The sequence below is a fragment of the Flagellimonas sp. B-3 genome (assembly GCF_056857835.1).
Genome location: NZ_JBSXNW010000016.1, coordinates 26,953 through 47,710 on the forward strand (window position 1 = coordinate 26,953; position 20,758 = coordinate 47,710).

Here is a 20,758-nt window from a genome sequence, read left to right on the forward strand (position 1 = left end):
AAATATTTCTAGCAATGTGATAATTGGTACATGCTACACTTCTGTAACGGAGAAGGGGGTAAATTAGTATAAGATGATTGGCTTTTAACGGTTTGGGTAAGATGTTCGACCTTAATTTTACCATTTAACCAAAATAGTAGTGTTTTGGACGATTAACTCTAAAAAATATGTGTTCCTATATAAGAATTTAGGCAAAAGACCGTTTAATTTGTATTGCTTCCAAAACTTTTTATTGGAACCAAGACTACACTAAATGCTAAAATTTTAGAATGAAAAAGTTATTGATAGTGGTTGCCTTCCTGTTCATGGCAGCACAACTTAGCGCTCAGCAAGAAAGGGCGATCACAACGGCTGTACCATTTTTGACGATTGCTGCCGATGCACGGGCTTCCGGTATGGGAGATATGGGCGTTGCCACTTCTTTTGACGTGTATTCCCAACAATGGAACGCTGCAAAATATGCCTTTGCCACTCAAAAAATGGGTATTGGAGTTAGCTATACCCCGTATTTGGAAAGCATTGTAAACGATGTATCCTTATTAAATGCCAACTTTTATAACAAATTAAATGATAGGAGTGCTTTCGCCTTTAGTATCCGTTACTTTGGTCTGGGAGAGATTGAATTGAGGCAAACATTTGATCAGCAGGCCACTTTGGTGAAGCCCAACGAATTTGCCTTGGATGGTTCTTATTCCTTAAAATTGAGCCAAACCTTTTCCATGGCCGTGGCAGGTAGATTTATCAGTTCCAATCTCAGGTTTCAAGATGGTATACAAGATTCTCAGGCGGCCAATGCCTTTGCAGTAGATGTATCGGGTTTTTACCGATCTCCGGAAATAGCTTATAGTAATTTTGATGGACGTTGGAGAGCTGGGTTTAATATTTCCAATTTGGGGGGTTCCATACAATATGATGAAGGCGGACAGGAAAACTTTTTGCCTACCAACCTAAAGTTCGGTGGTGGATTTGATTTTATCTTCGACCAAGACAATGTGCTGGCCATCAATACAGAGTTCAATAAACTTTTGGTGCCCACACCAAGAGATTTTGATGGAGATGGGGATATTGATTCGGATGATAACAATGAATACCAGCAAATAGGATTTTTCAAGGGAGTCTTTGAATCTTTCGGTGATGCGCCGGATGGATTCGGGGAAGAACTTAAAGAAGTAACCTGGGCACTTGGTGCAGAATATAGGTTCAGAGAAGCTTTTATGTTGCGGAGCGGTTATTTTAATGAAAGTGAAGAAAAAGGTTCCCGTAAGTTCTTTACGCTCGGAGCTGGCTTCATGTTTAAATCAGCGCAAATAGATCTTTCCTATTTGTTCTCAACCTCACAGGTTAGAAACCCACTGGAAAACACCTTGCGATTCTCGCTCACTTTTAACTTGGGAGAAGAATTTTACAATGATTAAGAAAGCATAAAATAAATAGGAAAAAACCTGTCCCTTGGGCAGGTTTTTTTATTTTTGAATACACCCAAGTTTAGATGGAAAAAAAGAAAATTGGTTTTGAACTGCTCATTTATGAGAATGAAAACGAGTTGTCACAAAACGACCAAAAATTGTTACAAGACGCTGCCAAGGCCAGGGAGAATGCGTATGCGCCCTATTCTAAGTTTAAAGTGGGTGCGGCGGTATTGTTGGAAAACGGGGAAGTGGTCATTGGCAACAACCAAGAAAATGCATCGTACCCTTCGGGCCTTTGTGCCGAACGTGTGGCCATTTTCCATGCAGGTGCCAAATATCCTGGGGTGGCCGTTAAATCCATTGCCATTAGTGCTTCGTCCTCTAAACATAAGGTAGGGGTTCCAGCAGCTCCTTGTGGCAATTGCAGACAGTCCATTATAGAATACGAACAAAAGCAAAACACTCCAATTACGTTGTTGCTCAGGTCGGAAAAAGGCCCGATTTACAAATGTAGTTCCGTGGCCGATATTTTGCCTTTGGCATTCAATAACTCATTTTTGGGCGATTCTTAATTCAATTCTTTTTCCAAAACAGATATATATGTATTTTTGCTCTTCCCTACTACAAGGGAAAATTCATTTAATACTACTATAGATGAAAAAAATTACCAAAGAAGTTTATCTTAAATGGTACGAGGACATGTTTTTCTGGAGAAAGTTCGAGGATAAACTTGCCGCCGTATATATTCAGCAAAAAGTTAGAGGGTTTCTGCACCTGTACAATGGTCAAGAAGCAGTTCTAGCAGGTGCATTGCATGCAATGGATTTGGAAAAGGATCGTATGATCACCGCTTACCGAAACCATGTTCAGCCAATAGGTATGGGCGTGGATCCAAAAAAGGTGATGGCTGAACTTTATGGAAAAGTAACGGGAACCTCCAAAGGTATGGGCGGTTCCATGCATATTTTCTCCAAAGAGCACCGCTTTTATGGTGGACACGGTATCGTTGGAGGGCAAATTCCTTTGGGAGCCGGTTTGGCATTTGCGGATAAATATTTTAAAAGGGATTCCGTAACCCTTTGTTATATGGGTGATGGTGCCGTAAGGCAAGGATCCCTTCACGAAGCCTTCAACTTGGCCATGCTGTGGCAATTGCCCGTAGTTTTTATTTGTGAGAACAACGGTTATGCCATGGGAACATCCGTAGCCCGTACATCGCACTCCACCGATATCTGGAAGTTGGGACTCGGTTATGAAATGCCATGTGGTCCCGTAGATGGAATGGATCCTGCGATTGTTGCCAAAGAGATGGACAAGGCCATTGAGCGAGCAAGAACAGGAGGCGGACCTACTTTCTTGGAAATGAAGACATATAGGTATCGTGGACATTCCATGTCGGATGCCCAACATTACAGAACAAAAGAAGAAGTAGAAGAGTATAAAAAGATAGATCCGATTACTCAGGTAAAAGATGTTATCCTAGAGAAAGGATATGCATCTGAAGACGACCTTAAGAAAATCGACAAAAAGGTGAAGGACTTGGTAAAAGAGTGCGAGAAATTTGCTGAAGAATCAGATTTCCCACCAATAGAACAAATGTACGACACCGTTTACGAGCAAGAAGACTATCCATTTTTACAACATAAATTATAATTAGATGGCAGAAGTAATCAACATGCCTAGATTGAGCGATACCATGGAAGAAGGAACCGTGGCAAAATGGCTCAAGAACGTAGGGGACAAAGTCGAAGAAGGAGATATATTGGCTGAAATCGAAACGGACAAAGCCACCATGGAATTTGAATCTTTTCATGAAGGGACTTTGCTCCATATCGGAATACAGGAAGGTGAAGGGGCCCCGGTTGATTCACTTTTGGCCATAATAGGAGAGGAAGGAGAAGATATTTCAGGTCTATTGAACGGTTCTGGCAGTTCGTCCGAGGCGGCGGCGAAAGAAGATGCTTCTGAACCCAAAGCCGAAGCCGAAGAAAGTTCAGCTCCGGCGAGTGCGCCAGCCGATATTCCTGAAGGAGTGGAAATCGTGACCATGCCGCGATTGAGCGATACCATGGAAGAAGGAACCGTGGCCAGCTGGTTAAAAAGTGTTGGCGATGAAGTAGAAGAAGGAGATATATTGGCTGAGATCGAGACCGATAAAGCTACGATGGAATTTGAATCGTTCTACTCCGGAACCCTGTTGCATATCGGTATTCAAGAAGGCGAAGGCGCCCCGGTTGATTCCCTATTGGCCATTATTGGCCCAGAAGGAACCGATGTTGATGCTGTGTTGAAAGCACAGGCGGGAGGTGGTTCTTCCAAGAGTGCTTCAAAACCTGAAGCAACCAAAGAAGAAGCCCCAAAAGCTGAAGAGACTTCCAAAAAAGAAGAAACAGCAACGGCTACCCAAGATGGACAGCGCATTTTCGCTTCACCATTGGCTAAAAAGATTGCCGAAGAAAAAGGCATCAACTTGGCAGATGTAAAAGGAACAGGCGATAATGGAAGAATTGTAAAAAAAGACATAGAGAACTTTACGCCAGCTGCAAAATCAGCTCCTTCAGCGGATAAAACAGAGGCAACTCCTGCAGTAGCACCTGTTGCTTTGCCTGTTGGCGAAGAAAGCATAGAGGAGGTTAAAAACTCTACCATGCGTAAGGTGATTGCCAAGCGTTTGGGAGAATCCAAATTCTCCGCACCGCACTATTACCTTACTATAGAGGTAGATATGGACAATGCAAAGGCTTCACGTGCACAAATCAACAATTTGCCCGATACCAAGGTATCTTTTAACGATATGGTATTGAAGGCCTGTGCCATGGCGCTTAAAAAGCATCCGCAGGTCAATACATCTTGGAACGGTGATTCCATGTTGTACAAACATCATGTTCACATGGGTGTGGCAGTAGCTGTAGATGAAGGTCTTGTGGTTCCCGTAATCAAATTTGCCGACCAATTGAGTTTGACCCAACTTGGAACCGCGGTTAAAGATTTGGCAGGAAGAGCTAGAAACAAGAAAATAAAGCCAGATGAAATGGAAGGGAGCACCTTTACCGTATCCAACTTGGGAATGTTCGGTATCTTGGAATTCACTTCCATCATCAATCAGCCTAATTCAGCAATTTTGTCCGTTGGAGCTATTGTAGATAAACCAGTAGTGAAAAATGGCGAGATTGTACCAGGTAGCACCATGAAGATTACTTTGGCTTGCGATCACAGAACAGTTGATGGCGCCACTGGAGCTCAATTCCTTCAAACATTGAGGGCATACTTGGAAAACCCGGTTACCATGTTGGCATAGTTTTAAAATGTAACCCCTGAGTGCAATCGAAGGGGACATTCAATGAACTCGTCTTGAGTTGTCAAATTCAAGCGAAAATTAAAGATTTTGTGCCCAGATGAAGGTTTTTTTGAGCCTCATAGCAGAGCTACGAGGTAAAAAAAAAGACGAAATATGGGTGCAAAAGACCAATTTGCAGCGAATATTGGAAACTCAAGACGAGTTCAATAACATAAATCAAAAAGCATCCTTTTCGGGATGCTTTTTTTATCTTTAAAAAATTCAAAAATCAAAAAAATGAAAATACTGTCCTATACTTTGGTCATGCTTTTAGCAATGAATTGCGGATCTACGCAGCTAACTCAAAATGCAACGGCTGAAACTACTGAATCATCAAAGCACACAACTTCAAACAATACATTTACCGATGCTGAACGAATAGGGGAGATGATGGATTATTTGGCTTCCAACGATCTTAAAGGACGAGAAGCAGGGAGTGAAGGTATTGAAATGGCAGCAAAATATATCGAGAACTATTTCAAGTCCTACGGACTCAAACCCTATTTTGAAACCTATCGCGATACCCTATCAAACTTTAAAAAAGCATCTTATAATATTGTAGGAGTGGTTGAGGGCAGTAACCCTGATTTAAAAGATGAGTTCATCCTGATCGGTGCGCATTACGACCATATTGGTGCCATAGCACCCGAAAATGGGGACTATATTGCAAACGGGGCCAACGACAATGCTTCGGGAACTTCTACGGTTTTGGAATTGGCTCGTTACTTCGGAACCCATAAAACCAACGAACGTAGTCTGATTTTTGCTTTGTTCAGCGCCGAAGAGAAAGGGTTGTTGGGATCCAAACATTTGGCCAAAAAATTAAAGGAGCAGGATTTGAATCTTTATACCATGCTCAATTTTGAAATGACCGGAGTTCCTTTGAAGGGAAAAGATTATTTCATGTACATAACGGGGTATGATATGTCCAATTTAGCTGAGGTCAGCAATACGTATGCAGAGGAGAATTTAGTGGGTTTTTTACCCACGGCAAAAGAGTATAACCTTTATCAACGGTCGGACAATTATCCATTCCACGAAGAGTTCGGTGTGCCCTCCCATACGTTTTGCACTTTTGATTTTACCAACTTTAACCACTATCATAAAGTAGGTGATGAGCCCGACCTTATGGATTTCGGTCACATGGCTACTTTGGTGAACAAAACCATTCCAGTAATTGAAAGTATTGCCAATGCACCGAACCAAGAAATCAAATTAAATGAGTAGAATATCACTTCGAACCCCTTGAACAAGGGTGAGAAATCCAGAATATATACGGATTCCCACTTACGCGGGAATGACAATCAATACAATACATTATGGCAAACATTATAATTACAGGAACAAGTAGGGGAATAGGATTTGAACTGGTCAAGCTTTTTGCCAGGGAAGGGCATCAGGTTTTGGCTTTGTCTAGAAATGACAAGCCTGTGAAAAATCTCAATCTGCCCAATGTACACTCCTTTCCGTTCGACTTGGGCAACTCAACGGACTTTCAAAAACTGAATGAATTTTTGGAGCAATGGCATGTGGTGGATGTGCTCATCAACAATGCTGGACGATTGCTGAACAAACCTTTTTCCGAAACTACATCGGAAGAGTTTGAAAATGTTTACAAAGTAAATGTGTTCGGTGTAGCCGAAATTACCAAGGCCGTACTGCCAATGATGGGTAAGGAAGGACATGTGGTAACCGTAAGTTCCATGGGTGGAGTGCAAGGCAGCATGAAGTTTCCCGGACTTTCCGCTTATAGTTCCAGTAAAGGAGCCGTTATTACCCTTACCGAACTCTTGGCCGAAGAATATAAGGAAACTGGCCCAAGTTTTAATGTGTTGGCCTTGGGTGCGGTACAGACCGAAATGTTGGAAGAGGCATTTCCTGGCTACAAAGCTCCTGTAACCGCCTTGGAAATGGCCACATATATCAAAGATTTTGCCTTGACCGGACAAAAACTCTATAATGGAAAGTTGTTGCAGGTTAGTAATAGTACGCCTTAGTTTAGTCCGTGGCAAAAGATATTAATTGAGGGGTTCTTTATATAGCTTTCGTCCCCACGACTGAATGTCCCGTTCAGGTATTTCTGGGTTTTCCATCAAATCATAAAACTCATCCTTTATCAATTTGATAGCGTTTGGGTCAATTGTTCTTACTCTAGTTTCATAGTTCCATTCGGTTCCGCTTTTAGTGAAATTGAGTGAGCCCAAATATGCAATTTTATCATCTATGAGATAAATTTTTCCGTGAATAAAGGTGCTGTGGGACAAATTTGCTTCGGTAGATATAAAAACCTTGAATGGGAATAACTTGGAGTACCAATATGAGTAAATGCGTTTTGTTTTTATCTCTCCTTTGTATATTAACACGGCCACAGACAAAGCTATGATAGGGATAAGAATCAATATTGCTCTTAAATCATTTAAAAAATAGATAAGGCCTATAAAGAGGAGTATAAACCCTAAGTTTATTAATGACAGTATTTTGGTTATTTGTTTCCATTTTCTTATTGATTCGACAGCGGTTTGGTCAATTTCCCTATGCTGTAGAACCAGTTTGTGAATATTTTTTTCATAATTGCCATGGAAATCTTCAATTATATCTGACGTAATCAGTTCAACTTCCATACCTGAACGATGCAGTTCAATGAGTTTCTTTATTAAGCCTGGAGATAAATATGGAGAAACAATTTTAATTGATTTTTTGGCTTTGTGGATATCGCTCAATAATTTTTTCCCAGCGCCCGTACCTATGTAAATATCACATTTTGCGTTATTGTAAAACATCAAAACCTCATTTTTCTGATTTTTTTCCAATCTTCCCTATCGTCCTTGGCCAATATTTTTTGGTTGACCAAATTGCCTTTTTTCAGCAGCTCTTTTCTTTTTAAATACATCCAAAATATTTTTGCAAATTTTCCGGTTGGCGGTTTTTGCTTTTTAATGTTATCGCAAAACTCTTTTTGTTTTTGGGTCATGGGAGATATTGATCCAGAGTGGAGTGCATTCATCCAGGCACCATATTCAGATAATATGCCATATTCCTCTTTATTGAATACTGGTTTCATAAACGAACATTCTAACTTTTGATTTCTGAATTTTTTATGGTCGTTCAAGGAACTCATTGCTTATCGACTATGACTTATGGTAAATACTAAGATGTTAAATTTGATTGATAGATGAGTGTCCCAATTGACGAATGCCTATTTTCGTTTGACGAATGATGGAAACTACCCTTCAAAAATACCTTCCAGAGCTTGCCGTAGCCCCCTGTTTTGAGCTCATCAAAACCCATGGGGTGCATTTGAAGATTGTAAGCCACAGGGTCACTCGGCATGGCGATTATCGTAGGTTGCCCAACGGATTGCACCAGATTACGGTCAATGCCTCGCTCAATAAATACAGATTCCTGATTACACTTGTTCACGAAATTGCGCATTTGGTGGCCTTTGAAACATACGGGCGTCGAATAAAACCACATGGTCTGGAATGGAAACGTACCTTTCAGCACTTAATGGTTCCCTTTATTAGACCAGAAGTATTTCCTTCGCAATTGCTGCCCATTATTGCAAACCATTTTAAAAACCCAAAGGCAAGTAGTAGCACCGATGCCAGATTGTCTATAGCGCTAAAGGCTTTTGATGTGGAAGAAAGGCAGCACAGTTACGTGTACGAATTGCCCAAAGGCAGCGTTTTTAGGTTGTACAACGGTAGACTGTTCAAAAAAGGAAATAAAAAAGTAAAACGGTACGAATGTGTGGAGTTGTCCACCGGGAGATTATATTTGTTCCAACCCAACGCAGAGGTAGAATTGGTAAAATAGTTGGTCATCTTGAGCGCAGTCGAGAGGTGGCAAGTTGACTTAACCATCATTAGTAAAAAAACAGAATAGATTCCTGCGTTCGCAGGAATGACAGAAAATAAAAAAATGAACAAGAATTATTATGCAGTTTTAATGGCAGGGGGCGTTGGTTCCCGATTTTGGCCAGTGAGTACATCGTCGAACCCCAAACAGTTTCACGATATGTTGGGGACGGGAAAAACCTTGATTCAAAAAACATTTGATCGTTTAAACAAATTTATCCCCACCGAAAACATTTTGATCTTGACCAATGAACGTTACAATGATTTGGTTTTGGAGCAATTACCAAAGGTAAAGCAGAACCAAGTTGTTTTGGAACCTGCCATGCGCAACACGGCACCCTGTATTTTGTATGCCTCCTTAAAGATTCAAAAAATGAACCCCAATGCGGTAATGATCGTGGCACCCAGTGATCACTGGATAGAAGATGAAACCGCTTTTGAAAAGGATGTAATAAGCTGCTTTAATAAATGTGAAAAGGAAAATGCGCTTTGTACCTTGGGCATAAAGCCCACATTTCCAAACACTGGTTTTGGTTATATAGAATTTGAAAAAGGGAGTGACGAGAACCTTAAAAAGGTGTCTCAGTTCAGGGAAAAACCAGATTACGAGACCGCAAAGAAATTTTTGGCACAAGGCAACTTTCTTTGGAACGCGGGTATTTTTATGTGGAGCGTGGAAACCATTGTTGAAGCTTTCAAAAAATATCAGCCAAGTCAATATGAATTGTTTGGCAAAGGTATTTCCAGTTATAATACCGAAGATGAAAGAGCTTTTATCCAAGAAAATTATGCCAAGGCAGAAAACATATCCATTGATTATGCTATCTTGGAACAATCCAAATCCATCTACACCTTGCCCGCAACTTTTGATTGGAACGATTTAGGTACTTGGGGAGCACTGTACGATAAATTGGACAAGGACGGAGAGGAAAACGCCGTGGTCAATGCCAAAGTGCTCTTGGAAAATGCCAAAGGCAATATGATTCGTTCACCAAAAGGAAAAATTGTAGTGGTGGATGGTCTGGAAGATTATATTATTGTGGATAAAGAAGAGGTGCTTTTGATTTATCCCAAGAACAAACAACAGGATATTAAAAAAGTATTGAACCAAGTAAAAGATAAATTTGGGGACCAGTTTGCATAATAGATGAGTGAAGATCAAAATAAAGATAAGGAAACATCTCCACCTCAGGACAGCGGAGATGAAGTAAAAAAGGACTTTAAGGGACTTTTGGGCAGTATGCGGAAGTTTCTTTCGGATTTGTTGGAAATTCGTTCCAATACCGATCCAGCCGCTACCAAAGAATCCATTATTGCCGATATTCCTTTCAAGGGGCACACCTCTTGGATTTTGATATGTTCCATCTTTATTGCTTCCGTTGGATTAAATGCCAACTCAACCGCTGTGGTGATCGGAGCCATGTTAATTTCCCCGTTAATGGGCCCTATTTTGGGAATGGGGATGTCCTTGGCCATAAATGATATTGATACGTTGCGACGATCGCTCAAAAATTTTGCCGTGATGGTGGTTTTAAGTGTCATCACTGCTTTTTTGTTCTTCTATCTTTTTCCGCTTCGTGATGAATCGTCCGAACTTTTGGCACGGACCAAGCCGGATATCCGGGATGTGCTGATTGCATTTTTTGGTGGGCTTGCCCTTGTGATCGCACGGGCCAAAAAAGGCACCATTGCCAGTGTTATATTTGGTGTGGCCATTGCAACAGCTTTGATGCCACCTCTTTGTACGGTAGGTTTTGGTCTGGCCATTGGTAAACCCTGGTATGCGGCTGGGGCGATGTACTTATTTACCATCAATACCATTTTTATTGGTCTGGCCACTTTTTTGGTCATCAAGTTTTTGCGGTTTCCCATGGTGCGCTACGCCAACTCGCAGCGCAGAAGACTAATTGCCCGATTGGCTTCCATTACAGGAATTTTGGTGATGATACCTGCAGGATTTACCTTTTATAAGGTATTCCAAGAATCACTTTTTATGAAACAGGCACAAAGTTTTTTACAAGATACCGTGGAAGTGTACCAGTTTAATGGTGCCGGAAGATATGTGGATAACCTTACCAAATTGGAATATGTGGATGATGGAACCTCAATGATAGAAGTTGTGTTTATGGGCGATGAATCGGTTCCTGAAAATGTGGTGAATACATGGCGAACCCAAAAAAATGAATATAACCGACTTAAAAATGCCGAGCTACATATAATTCAGGGAGGGCAAGATGATTCAGAGGAAAAGTTCAACTACGTAAGTGAGTTGTACGAGAAGAACAAGGCAGAATTGCTGAACAAGGATGAGCAAATCCGAATGCTCGAAGAAGAATTGACCACTTTAACTAAAAATATAGGAAAACAGGTGCCTTTCCAAGAGATTAGTGCAGAGGCCAAAGCTAATTACGAAAATATTGAAGCACTTGGTTTTTCCTATCAGGTACGTACTGATTTTAAAAAAATGGACACAGTTCCGGTTTTTGAGGTGGATTGGAAAAATGGGATAAGTTCCGAACAAAAAGGGAAGGATACCAAAAAAATGCTCGCATGGTTAAAATTGAGGCTTCAGGACACAACCCTTGTAATTAAGGAAGTGGAGTAGTTTTTATTTTAGAAGTTGGATGTCGGATGTCGGATGTCGGATGTCGGATGCTCGAAGCACGAAGGCAGTTGGCAGTAACTCAAGAATTTCGTAACTCCTAACTCGGGTCTTGGTTCTCTTCTCTTTGTTCTATTTTCCTTTTGACACAAATTTCCCGAATCATTACGAATTTTTCTGTTCTTGAACTTGATGCTTGATTTTGAACTTGTTGGAAGTCGGAAGTCGGTGGGCAGTTTGCAGTATGCAGTCAGTAATAACTCCTGTCTTTGATTTTGGAATTTGGGGCTTGGTTTTTGGAATTTAACCCTTGAATTTGAACTTGTCGAAAGTCAGTATGCACATTCCTTATTGAATTATCATCACAAATTCCAATGACCCAATAACTGAATAACCCAATAACTGAATAACCCAATAACTGAATAACCCAATAACTGAATAACCTAAGAACTGAATAACCTAAGAACAAAGCATCAATTCCGTTCTTCAATATACATTTGTCGAACCTTTTTAAAGAGCTCCGAAGAGTAGACAAAATCAGTTACGGCTTCATTGTCGGTTTTAAAGATTTCCCTGTTTGTGCCTTCCCATTCTTTATGCCCGTTTTTTAAGAAGATTATTTTTTCCCCGATTTCCATCACAGAGTTCATATCGTGGGTGTTGATTACCGTAGTAATGTCGTATTCCTGAGTAATCTCATGGATAAGGTTATCAATCAAAATAGCTGTTTTTGGATCAAGTCCGGAGTTGGGTTCGTCGCAGAACAAATATTTGGGATTCATTACAATGGCCCGTGCAATGGCCACTCTTTTTTGCATTCCCCCAGAAATTTCTGCGGGTAGCCTTTTGTGGGCATCTACCAAGTTAACACGCTTTAGAACAAAGTCTACCCTATCCTGTTTTTCGGATAGTGATTGGTTGGTGAACATATCCAAGGGGAACATCACATTGCCTTCCACTGTCATAGAATCAAAAAGGGCACTTCCTTGGAAAACCATGCCCATTTCTTGCCTTAGATTCCTTTTTTCTTTTGCCGAAAGTTCGGAATAGCATTGACCATTGTAATAAATGTTACCTTCATCAGGCTCAAAAAGTCCCAACAGACATTTAAGAAATACTGTTTTTCCCGAACCACTCTGTCCAATGATTAGGTTGGTCTTGCCTTTATCAAAACGTGTGGAAATTCCTTTTAGAACATGGTTGTCCCCAAAAGATTTATGTATGTTCTCTACTTCGATCATTAGCCTAATAACAATTGTGTTAAAATGTAATTCACAATAATAATAACAACACTCGTCCAAACAAAGGATGTGGTGCTGGCCTTTCCTACATCCAAAGCGCCGCCGGTCATGTAAAAACCATGGAAAGAGGGAACAGTGGCAATCACAAAGGCAAAAACTACCGATTTTATTAGCGCATAGGTTACATGGTACGAATCAAAATCCATTTGTAGTCCCTGAATAAAATCGCCACTCGGAGCAAAACCTCCAAATACAGCTGCTACCCATCCTCCCAAAATACCAACGAACATTGAAATTGCAACCGCAAAGGGATACAACATGGTGGCCACAATCTTAGGAAAAACCAGATAGTTCAAAGAGTTTATTCCCATTACTTCGAGGGCATCAATTTGTTCGGTCACCCTCATGGTGCCTATACTCGATGTTATGTATGAGCCTACTTTCCCTGCCATTATAATGGAGGTAAAGGTAGGTGCAAACTCTAATATAACGGATTGCCTTGCTGCAAATCCAATAAGACTTTTCGGTAAAAGAGGATTGGTTAGGTTCAGGGCAGTTTGTATGGTAACAACTCCACCTATAAAAAATGAGATGAATATAATGATGCCCATGGCGCCATAGATAAGCTCATCAATTTCCTTGAAGATCAAGGTTTTCATAATGCGCCACTTGGTAGGTTTTTTAAATACTTCCCAAATCATGATGAAGTATTTCCCGATCGCTTCTAGGTATTTCATGCGTTTTTTTGGACTTGAGTTGATAAAAATAAGAATATTGTGCAGCATTTAACCTTCATTTAAATTTTTAAACGACAGAAATCAATAGTTTTGCTGTTATTTGATTAAATCCATACCATGAAAAAGACCAACCTTATAGTTTCCATCTTAGCATTGTGCATCATCAGTATTTCATACGGACAACGAAGAAAAAAGAACGATGCTGAAGTACAGCCCAAACCCATTGCCCAAACACCAAAATTGGTCGTAGGTATTGTAGTGGATCAAATGCGGTACGATTACCTTACCCGTTTTTGGAACCAATATGGAGAAGGAGGGTTTAAAAGATTGGTGAACGAGGGTTTTAATTGTAAAAACAACCATTTTAACTATGCTCCAACAAGTACTGGGCCCGGTCATGCATCGGTTTATACCGGTACAACACCTTCCATGCATGGTATTATTGGCAATGATTGGTTCGATAAGGAGTCTGGGCAAGACGTGTATTGTGCAGGGGATGATAGTTACACATCCGTAGGAACTACCTCCGATGCAGGGCAAATGTCCCCCCACAGGATGCTTACAACCACCATTACCGATCAGTTGCGCTTGCACACTCAAAAAAGAGGAAAGGTAATTGGCGTGGCACTAAAAGATAGAGGCGCTATTTTACCTGCGGGTCACGCAGCCAATGCAGCCTATTGGTTTGAAGGTGGGGCAACGGGAAACTGGATTACCAGTTCCTACTACATGGAAACCTTACCGCAATGGGTGACCGATTTCAACAATTCAGACGCGGTTGAAGCCTATAAAAAACCTTGGAACACCCTAAAACCCATTGAAACTTATGTGGAAAGTGGTTTGGATGCCAATAATTATGAAGGTTTGCAAAAAGGGGAGACAAGTAACACCTTCCCGCACGATATACCCAACTTGTGGGATGCCAACGGTCAGTTTGGTTTGTTGCGTGCTACGCCGTACGGAAACAGCATCACTGCAGATTTTGCCTTGGCTGCTTTGGAAGGCGAGGATTTAGGGGCCGATACCATTACGGACTTCTTGGCCATTAGTTTTTCCAGTACCGATTATGTGGGGCATTTTTATGGAGTTAATTCCAAAGAGGTGGAAGATACCTACATAAGACTGGATCAAGATTTGGCCCGTATTTTTTCAACTTTGGATGAAAAAGTAGGTAAAGATGAGTATACCGTTTTCTTGACTGCCGACCACGCAGCCATTAATGTGCCTTCATACTTGATGGATTCCAAGATTCCAGCAGGTTATTTGGATATGAAGGGTACGCAAACAAAGTTTGCCGAATTTCTTCAGTATAAATATGGGACAACGGATGTGGTGCGAGACCTTTCCAATTACCAATTGTTTTTGGACCATAAGATTTTGACCAATTTAGACATAGACCTTGATGATGCCCAAGAGGATATTGCCAAAGAACTATTGTCCTACGAAGGGATAGGTCAAGTGTACACGGCCCATCAAATGTGGGCAAACGAATACACGGAAGGCATACCTTACATTTTGCAGAACGGTTATAACCAAAAGCGTTCGGGCGATGTGCTTATTGTGCCAAATGTGGGGTACATTTCGTACAGCAGAACAGGTTCCACTCATGGTTCAGCTCAAATATATGACACTCATGTGCCTTTGTTGCTTTACGGAAAGGGTATTAAACAGGGTAGTACCGTAAACCGTACCGAAATACCCGATATTGCCCCGACTCTTGCAGCTCTGTTGGGTATTGCATTCCCAAGTGGAACTACGGGACAGCCGATTGGGGAGGTGTTGGAGTAAAGGAATATCTAGCTATAAGTTTCCAACTCTGACCAAAAAGTGCTGTAAAAATTATGTGATTGCATCAATTTTTGGTGAGTGCCAAAGTTTGAAATAGTTAGGTTTTCGATAATATAGATTTTATCGGCAATTTTTGGCAAAGAATGGATTCTGTGTGATATAAGGATGATAGTCAGTTTGGGTTTCAGTTGTTTCAATAGTGCTAGGACAAATTTTTCGGTTGTTCTGTCCATTGCGGATGTAGGTTCATCCAAGATTAAAAGTTGAGGTTTATGATACAGGGCCCTCATCAAACCGATGATTTGTTTTTGTCCACCGGACAAGTTAATCCCTTCTTCTCCTAAGATTGTGGAATAGCCTTGGGGAAGTTCATTTATGAAATCGATGAACCCATAATCCTCACAAAATCTTTTTATGTTTTCGAACTTATCTTTCTTTCCCAAAAGGATGTTATCCAGTACATTGCCAGAAAAAATTGTGATTTCTTGTGGAACAACACCTATCACGTTTCGCCAATCGGTAGTGGAAACATTCCGCAAATCTAACCGATGGTTGATGATGACCGCTCCACTTTCATTGAGATAGAATTTCTGAAGTATCTGCGCCAAGGTACTTTTTCCACAACCACTTTCACCTACAATGGCCACACATTCATTTTTGTGAACTGAAAGATTGATATCCTTTAGCAATTTGCTACGGCCAGGAAAACGAAAGGATAGATTTTTAATATCCAACTTTTCAAATGAATCCAGTTTAATTTCTCCCTTGTTTTCTTTTTTCATCGAAGCATACTCGTACATTCTGTTAAATGCAACTTTGGCCTCGTTGATAGGTATTGTGATTAATGCCAAACTTGCTACTGCGGGAAGAAGGTTTCCTGAAATTCCCAATATTGCCATCAATTCACCTAACTTTAAATTATCATGAAAAACTTGGATTGATGTATAAGTAAGGACTCCAATCAGAAAGAGAATACTAAAGATTCCTGATAACATTGATAGACGGATATTGATTTTTCCTAAATGAAAAGTTTTGTCTTGGTAGTTTCCATAAATAATTTTATTGATTTTCTGGAAGAATCTTTGCCTATTATTGTTTTTAATGGCAGAGATTCCTTGCATTGAGGCAATATAGTTACTCTCGCTAAGTGCATAACCTTGCATTACATTTTTTTGGGCTTGGATGATGTGTTTGTTGAATCCATACACCAATAAAAAATAAAAGGGTAGGCTGGATAACGCTATAAATCCTGTTTCCCACGAATAATAAAAAAGAAAAACAGTAGACACCAAAGCTGTTAAAGCATTGATGATTACATTTCCCACGATTATTTTAATAACTCTTTGAACACGTTCGGTGTCGTTTAATCTGCTGACCAGTCCACCTATCTTCCTAGTGTCAAAAAACAATTTTGGGAGATTAAGTAGGGCAGAATAAAAATGGTTGACAATTCTATTGTTGAAATCCTTTGTTTGTTTTATCAAAAAATAATCGCGCAAAGAAGTGAAGGCAATTTTAATGAGTAATAAGAGCGCAACCAAAACAATACCTGTTACTAATTTGTTGAAATCTTTGGATGGTAATATTTCGTCAATTAGTTTTTGGGAAAAAATAGCCATGGCCATTCCCAAAACAGCTATTCCTATCCCAAGTAACACACTAAATTTGATGAGTCTAACATCTTTTTTTAAAAGATTAATAAACCATTTCTTTTTCGCACTACGCTGATCAACTTTTGTCTCAAATTTTATAGTAGGAGCAAGAGTAAGACATGTTTTGGATTTCCAAATTTTTTCTAATTCTTCGGATGTGTAGGTTACAATGCCCCTAGCTGGATCGCCAATTATAAATTTATTTTTATAGTATCCATAGCATATTATGTAATGTTGCAACCTTTTTTCAATAGTGGTATGCAATATTACAGGTTCTGGATGTTCCATTAAGGCTTTTAAATCAGCTTCATTCCCTTCTGCCGAAAACCCTAACTGATTGGCAGCTTGGTAAAGACCGAGTAAAGTAGTGCCCTGCCTTGTGGTTCCACTTAATCTTCGAAGTTTTTCTAAGTCTCCATTCCCACCATAATAATTGATCAGAGATGATAAACAGGCAACTCCGCAATCGCTTTGGTCGTGTTGTAGAACAAATGTTTTCTTAGCTTTCTTTTGACTGAAAGATCGGGATTTGTTGCCCATAGGATGTGCTAGTTGATTATTTTGAGAAGTCCTTGAACGGTTAACTGCCCTTTTTGCGTTTTTAAAAGTTTCTGTTCTTTGTCGTAGATTAAATTAAAGGGAATGGAAGAGGGTTGGAATATTTTTGTGAAACGTTTCGCCTCATCTTGGACAAATATTACACTGGCCTTTTTATCTAGAGCATAAACTTTTGAAAAATTGATGATCTGTTCCATAGGTTCGGTAGATATGAATACCAGTTGGACGTTTTTAATCAAATGATGGTCATCGGCTATGCTTTTAGCTTCGTGTTGGCAGAAATCACATTCCGAATTAAAGTACAGGAATACTGTGGATGTCCCCGATTTTAAATTCTTTTTAGTGAAACTTGTGCCGTTAACTGTTTTGAAATTAAAGTCTGGAATGGTGCTTATACTTTTTTCGAACTTCTGTTTTTGAAGAATTTTGTCTACGACTTTATTGCCTATAAAAATGAAAAGGGCCAATAGAATGGAGAAGACAAGTGTTTTTAATCTCTTCCTGCGCATATTTTAGCTATTGTTTAAAGTGAAGAACATAATACCAATAACCCAAATGGATAATCCAACACCATAACTGCTCGCCACTATTTTAAGACCTGTATTTTGCTTTTTAGGTGTTTTTAGGGCTTTATCCAAAAGATAGGCTAAGACAATCCAATAGGCAATTTCAAAAACATTGATGGTTTGCAGCGGATAAATCCACCAAACATCCAATCCTTTATAACCCACAATGTTCAACGCGGAAAAAGGATAAAAATACTGTAAGTCTTCGAGCGTGTAGTCCTGCTGAAAAAAATAAAACCAAAGTGTTTTGACTACTGCTGGCAATAAAAAAATAAACTCTCCAATTAATACAACACGAAATAGTTTGCTATACTTTACTGTTTTGTCAAACAGAAAGCACCCTGCGTCCAAAATAGCAGCTATGATGGAAATTTTGATCAACAAAACCACGGGAATCAAGATACTCCAAGTGAACTCCCATTTTTTTTGAAAATTGATGATTTCCTCTACTTGCTCAATGGTGTAATGGTTGGATAAGGATTCAATCAAAAGATTATCTCCATTTAATAGAGTTTTGGAGATTAAACCAAGACTAAGTGATAGTATTACTAAAAACAAAAAATATAGAATACTCCTTATTGTCATAATTTATAAATCTATTTGTGGTTAAGCCGTGTTAACCTTAAATAATTATTTCTGCCAAAGATTTGCCAGCCAACAATTATGGCTATTGGAGAAATAAGAGCTAGATATGCAAATGGATTTATCTTATCTAAAATCATTAAAGAATTCCCTGTTATAAAGCATCCGAATATTAGTATAAATAAACCATTATGGATTTGACTAGAGATAATAAAGGAGTGACCTTCATTAACATTTTGATTTTCTCTATGTGAAATTTCCACGGTGTTGGAATAGCACCAATCAACCTTGATTTTCAGTTTAGAGCCTTCTTCGATTTCAAATTTTTTGATCTTTTCATCTGGTTCGAAATAATCTATAAATTCATTATTTATATATATTTTTAAAGCTCTGAAAATGATCATGTAATCTCTCTTTCTTTTTAATATTATGGTAGGCATGTTTTGTATTTTTCAATTGAATAACGGATTTCTGTAGAGAAACCCGTTATTACAGTTTTTACTTGTTAACAACCAGCTAAATCTGCAGCATAAGCTGCGGCACTAATTGCCAATGCAATTCCACCGCCAACGCCGGTCCACCATGCGGATACTCCAATAATAAGAGCTGCTCCACCTAATCCTTCAGATAAACCATTACATTGTACATCGCCACCAAGAACATTTTCCATTTCGTTTAAATTCATTGTTCTCATAATACATAAGTTTTAGTTATTGCCGTTTAGGATAAATTTTGAAACGGAGCCTAAAAAAAGAGTGAGAATTGTTAATGTGATGAAGAGAATAATGTTTTTCATCGTTCTGAGCAAATGATTTTAATAACCAATATTGAGCATATCCTTTACCTTATTAATATTGTGCCTGTTTTTACCATAATCCAATAGTGTTGTAAAGAGAATAGGCTTACTGGTAATCTCAATTAAACTTCTGCGGGGTTCAACTTCTGAAATTTTAATTGTCAAAATTTCTCCCCATGATTTAAAGGATGTTCTAATCCTATATTTCAGTTTTAATTGAGAATTAGATCTTAAAGTTTTTTTCCAACCTTTTGGCTTAAGGTTGTTATCTAACTTTTGAAACAATTCATCTGGGTTTGAGTCAACCCAAAATTTAGACTTTTCATTAAGAGTTGATTTCATGTTTTCTATTGATTTTGGTTATTTATATTTTAACCTTTCATGGCTTTAAAGCTATGAAAGGTTAATGATCACTTTGTCTTATTTAGAAATAACATTCCAAGTTGAGACATAAGCAAAAGAATAATAGGCGGTAGCTGTTTGTAATTTTCTTCTATTAAAGCTTGTATTAATAGTACTATGCATAATAAACTTGTACAACTGAAAACAATCTTCTGAAATTTCATTTTACAGCACAGTCATTAACAGTCCTTAGAAGTATAATATGCTCCAGCTACTGCCAGTGCAGCCATCCCCCAACCAATTGGGCCTGCAGCAAAAAATACAGCAGAATATAAACTCAAAGCTGCAACAAGGTGTTCTCCTCCTGGTTCGCACCCGTCTCCGCTAATTTGTTCCATCTCGTTTAAATTCATTGTTCTCATAATACATAAGTTTTAGTTATTGCCATTCAGGTTAAGTTTGGGCATTAGAATAAGAAATTGCGAACAGCATTAACAATTTCCTTTACTGATATAAACCATAGTTCATTTCTCCTTCTCTGATAGCTTTAAATATTTGTTTCTTCCAAAAGTGATGTAATAAGTAGGGTATAAACCGATAATGAAAGGGAATAAACCAAAAAATGTATACTCAGTAATTACTGCAATAAGAGTTGAAATTAAGACCGAACTTAAAATCAAAATAAAGGCTCCATTGGATAAAAAACTGGTTAAGTAAACCTTCTCGGCTTTTGCGTCAACTTGAAGCTTATTTGATGAACAGAACTGGAATTTGGCCCAAATTGTATCCCCTTCATTCGCTGGTATTTCAACTTCCTTTTGATATTCTTCCAATACGCCTACTTCGTTCTGATTAACGTATATTTTTATTGTGCCGTTTCTTAAATTAAGAGTTGGCTTTCGTACGATTTTTATAGTCTTCATGCTTGAGTTTAAAAAAGGGGGACAATTTGAATTGCCCCCTTTATTTTCTTTGTTTAGTCCATACAAGAAGCTGTTGAGAGCGCCATTGACGTTGCTGCTAAAGCTAACATTCCCCAACCAATTGGGTTTGATACCGCAGCCACAGCAGCCACAGCAAATATTAAGCTGCTACCGCTAACAGCAAAACTAGCTTCTTCCCCAGCACCACTACATTTACCTCCGTTAATTTGCTCCATTTCATTTAAATTCATTGTTCTCATAATACATAAGTTTTAGTTATTGCCGTTCAGGTTAAGTTTGGGTATAAGAAATTGCGAACAGCATTAACAATTTCCTTTACTGATATAAACCGTAGCTTATTTCTCTCA

General features: G+C 39.1%; 23 protein-coding genes. 10 read left to right on the forward strand and 13 right to left on the reverse strand.

The annotated features are described in order from the left end of the window. Positions 1–269 precede the first annotated feature (269 nt). The 6 genes from porV to AC13CS_RS03390 all read left to right on the forward strand — a co-directional run bounded on the left by porV (position 270) and on the right by AC13CS_RS03390 (position 6,743). Positions 270–1,415 carry a type IX secretion system outer membrane channel protein PorV gene (gene porV, locus AC13CS_RS03365; RefSeq protein ID WP_163626194.1) on the forward strand — a complete coding sequence of 382 codons (1,146 nt, stop codon included), beginning with the start codon at positions 270–272 and terminating at the stop codon, positions 1,413–1,415. Positions 1,416–1,489: 74 nt separating this feature from the next. Next, positions 1,490–1,981: a cytidine deaminase gene (gene cdd, locus AC13CS_RS03370; protein ID WP_293168875.1), complete on the forward strand. Its 492-nt coding sequence runs from the start codon at positions 1,490–1,492 to the stop codon at positions 1,979–1,981. An 82-nt stretch (positions 1,982–2,063) separates the two neighbouring features. Then, positions 2,064–3,062 (forward strand): pyruvate dehydrogenase (acetyl-transferring) E1 component subunit alpha, encoded by a 999-nt coding sequence (pdhA, locus tag AC13CS_RS03375; protein ID WP_293168873.1) that lies wholly within the window; start codon positions 2,064–2,066, stop codon positions 3,060–3,062. A gap of 4 nt (positions 3,063–3,066) precedes the next feature. Then, positions 3,067–4,707: a pyruvate dehydrogenase complex dihydrolipoamide acetyltransferase gene (locus AC13CS_RS03380; RefSeq protein WP_293168871.1), complete on the forward strand. Its 1,641-nt coding sequence runs from the start codon at positions 3,067–3,069 to the stop codon at positions 4,705–4,707. 276 nt (positions 4,708–4,983) lie between these two features. Beyond that, the gene (locus AC13CS_RS03385; RefSeq protein WP_293168869.1) at positions 4,984–5,973 is read left to right on the forward strand and encodes a M28 family metallopeptidase; all 990 of its coding nucleotides are present in this window, start codon (positions 4,984–4,986) and stop codon (positions 5,971–5,973) included. A gap of 92 nt (positions 5,974–6,065) precedes the next feature. Next, on the forward strand, positions 6,066–6,743 hold the full coding sequence (locus tag AC13CS_RS03390; protein ID WP_293168867.1) for an SDR family oxidoreductase: 678 nt from the start codon (positions 6,066–6,068) through the stop codon (positions 6,741–6,743). A 21-nt stretch (positions 6,744–6,764) separates the two neighbouring features. On the opposite strand, the gene AC13CS_RS03395 is transcribed toward AC13CS_RS03390, so the two are convergent. Together AC13CS_RS03395 and maoP are read right to left on the reverse strand one after the other, a co-directional pair. Then, positions 6,765–7,526, reverse strand: a complete 762-nt coding sequence (locus AC13CS_RS03395; protein ID WP_293168865.1) for a phospholipase D family protein — start codon at positions 7,524–7,526, stop codon at positions 6,765–6,767. Continuing rightward, on the reverse strand, positions 7,526–7,807 hold the full coding sequence (gene maoP, locus AC13CS_RS03400; RefSeq protein ID WP_293168863.1) for a DUF413 domain-containing protein: 282 nt from the start codon (positions 7,805–7,807) through the stop codon (positions 7,526–7,528). The genes AC13CS_RS03395 and maoP overlap by 1 nt, the downstream gene beginning before the upstream one ends. 155 nt (positions 7,808–7,962) lie before the next feature. On the opposite strand from maoP, the gene AC13CS_RS03405 reads away from it, so the two are divergent. From AC13CS_RS03405 to AC13CS_RS03415, 3 genes are all read left to right on the forward strand, one after another. Then, complete coding sequence (locus AC13CS_RS03405) at positions 7,963–8,562, forward strand: SprT-like domain-containing protein (RefSeq protein WP_293168919.1); 600 nt, start codon at positions 7,963–7,965, stop codon at positions 8,560–8,562. A 105-nt stretch (positions 8,563–8,667) separates the two neighbouring features. Further along, positions 8,668–9,747, forward strand: coding sequence for a mannose-1-phosphate guanylyltransferase (locus tag AC13CS_RS03410; protein ID WP_293168861.1), 1,080 nt, complete (start codon positions 8,668–8,670; stop codon positions 9,745–9,747). A 3-nt stretch (positions 9,748–9,750) separates the two neighbouring features. Then, the gene (locus AC13CS_RS03415; protein WP_293168859.1) at positions 9,751–11,208 is read left to right on the forward strand and encodes a DUF389 domain-containing protein; all 1,458 of its coding nucleotides are present in this window, start codon (positions 9,751–9,753) and stop codon (positions 11,206–11,208) included. 470 nt (positions 11,209–11,678) lie between these two features. Here the strand turns inward: AC13CS_RS03415 and AC13CS_RS03420 are convergent, their stop codons facing one another. Together AC13CS_RS03420 and AC13CS_RS03425 are read right to left on the reverse strand one after the other, a co-directional pair. Beyond that, on the reverse strand, positions 11,679–12,446 hold the full coding sequence (locus AC13CS_RS03420) for an ATP-binding cassette domain-containing protein (RefSeq protein ID WP_293168857.1): 768 nt from the start codon (positions 12,444–12,446) through the stop codon (positions 11,679–11,681). After that, positions 12,446–13,183 (reverse strand): MlaE family ABC transporter permease, encoded by a 738-nt coding sequence (locus AC13CS_RS03425; protein ID WP_163626185.1) that lies wholly within the window; start codon positions 13,181–13,183, stop codon positions 12,446–12,448. The genes AC13CS_RS03420 and AC13CS_RS03425 overlap by 1 nt, the downstream gene beginning before the upstream one ends. A gap of 117 nt (positions 13,184–13,300) precedes the next feature. On the opposite strand from AC13CS_RS03425, the gene pafA reads away from it, so the two are divergent. After that, positions 13,301–14,971, forward strand: a complete 1,671-nt coding sequence (pafA, locus tag AC13CS_RS03430; RefSeq protein WP_293168854.1) for an alkaline phosphatase PafA — start codon at positions 13,301–13,303, stop codon at positions 14,969–14,971. Between the two features lie 8 nt (positions 14,972–14,979). Here pafA and AC13CS_RS03435 read toward each other — a convergent pair whose 3' ends face one another. The 9 genes from AC13CS_RS03435 to AC13CS_RS03475 form a co-directional block, all read right to left on the reverse strand. Further along, positions 14,980–17,163 carry a peptidase domain-containing ABC transporter gene (locus AC13CS_RS03435; RefSeq protein ID WP_293168852.1) on the reverse strand — a complete coding sequence of 728 codons (2,184 nt, stop codon included), beginning with the start codon at positions 17,161–17,163 and terminating at the stop codon, positions 14,980–14,982. Between the two features lie 8 nt (positions 17,164–17,171). Continuing rightward, positions 17,172–17,690: a peroxiredoxin family protein gene (locus tag AC13CS_RS03440; protein ID WP_482888401.1), complete on the reverse strand. Its 519-nt coding sequence runs from the start codon at positions 17,688–17,690 to the stop codon at positions 17,172–17,174. A gap of 3 nt (positions 17,691–17,693) precedes the next feature. Further along, positions 17,694–18,236: a hypothetical protein gene (locus AC13CS_RS03445; RefSeq protein ID WP_482888402.1), complete on the reverse strand. Its 543-nt coding sequence runs from the start codon at positions 18,234–18,236 to the stop codon at positions 17,694–17,696. A gap of 107 nt (positions 18,237–18,343) precedes the next feature. Continuing rightward, positions 18,344–18,769 (reverse strand): hypothetical protein, encoded by a 426-nt coding sequence (locus AC13CS_RS03450; protein WP_293168846.1) that lies wholly within the window; start codon positions 18,767–18,769, stop codon positions 18,344–18,346. A gap of 65 nt (positions 18,770–18,834) precedes the next feature. Further along, positions 18,835–19,023, reverse strand: a complete 189-nt coding sequence (locus AC13CS_RS03455; protein WP_293168844.1) for a hypothetical protein — start codon at positions 19,021–19,023, stop codon at positions 18,835–18,837. A gap of 120 nt (positions 19,024–19,143) precedes the next feature. Further along, positions 19,144–19,467, reverse strand: a complete 324-nt coding sequence (locus AC13CS_RS03460; protein ID WP_482888403.1) for a hypothetical protein — start codon at positions 19,465–19,467, stop codon at positions 19,144–19,146. Positions 19,468–19,706: 239 nt separating this feature from the next. Further along, positions 19,707–19,889 carry a hypothetical protein gene (locus tag AC13CS_RS03465; protein ID WP_482888404.1) on the reverse strand — a complete coding sequence of 61 codons (183 nt, stop codon included), beginning with the start codon at positions 19,887–19,889 and terminating at the stop codon, positions 19,707–19,709. Between the two features lie 102 nt (positions 19,890–19,991). Further along, entirely contained in the window at positions 19,992–20,390 is a 399-nt protein-coding gene (locus AC13CS_RS03470; protein WP_482888405.1) for a hypothetical protein, read from the reverse strand. 53 nt (positions 20,391–20,443) lie between these two features. Then, positions 20,444–20,650 carry a hypothetical protein gene (locus AC13CS_RS03475; protein ID WP_482888406.1) on the reverse strand — a complete coding sequence of 69 codons (207 nt, stop codon included), beginning with the start codon at positions 20,648–20,650 and terminating at the stop codon, positions 20,444–20,446. Between the last annotated feature and the right edge of the window lie 108 nt (positions 20,651–20,758).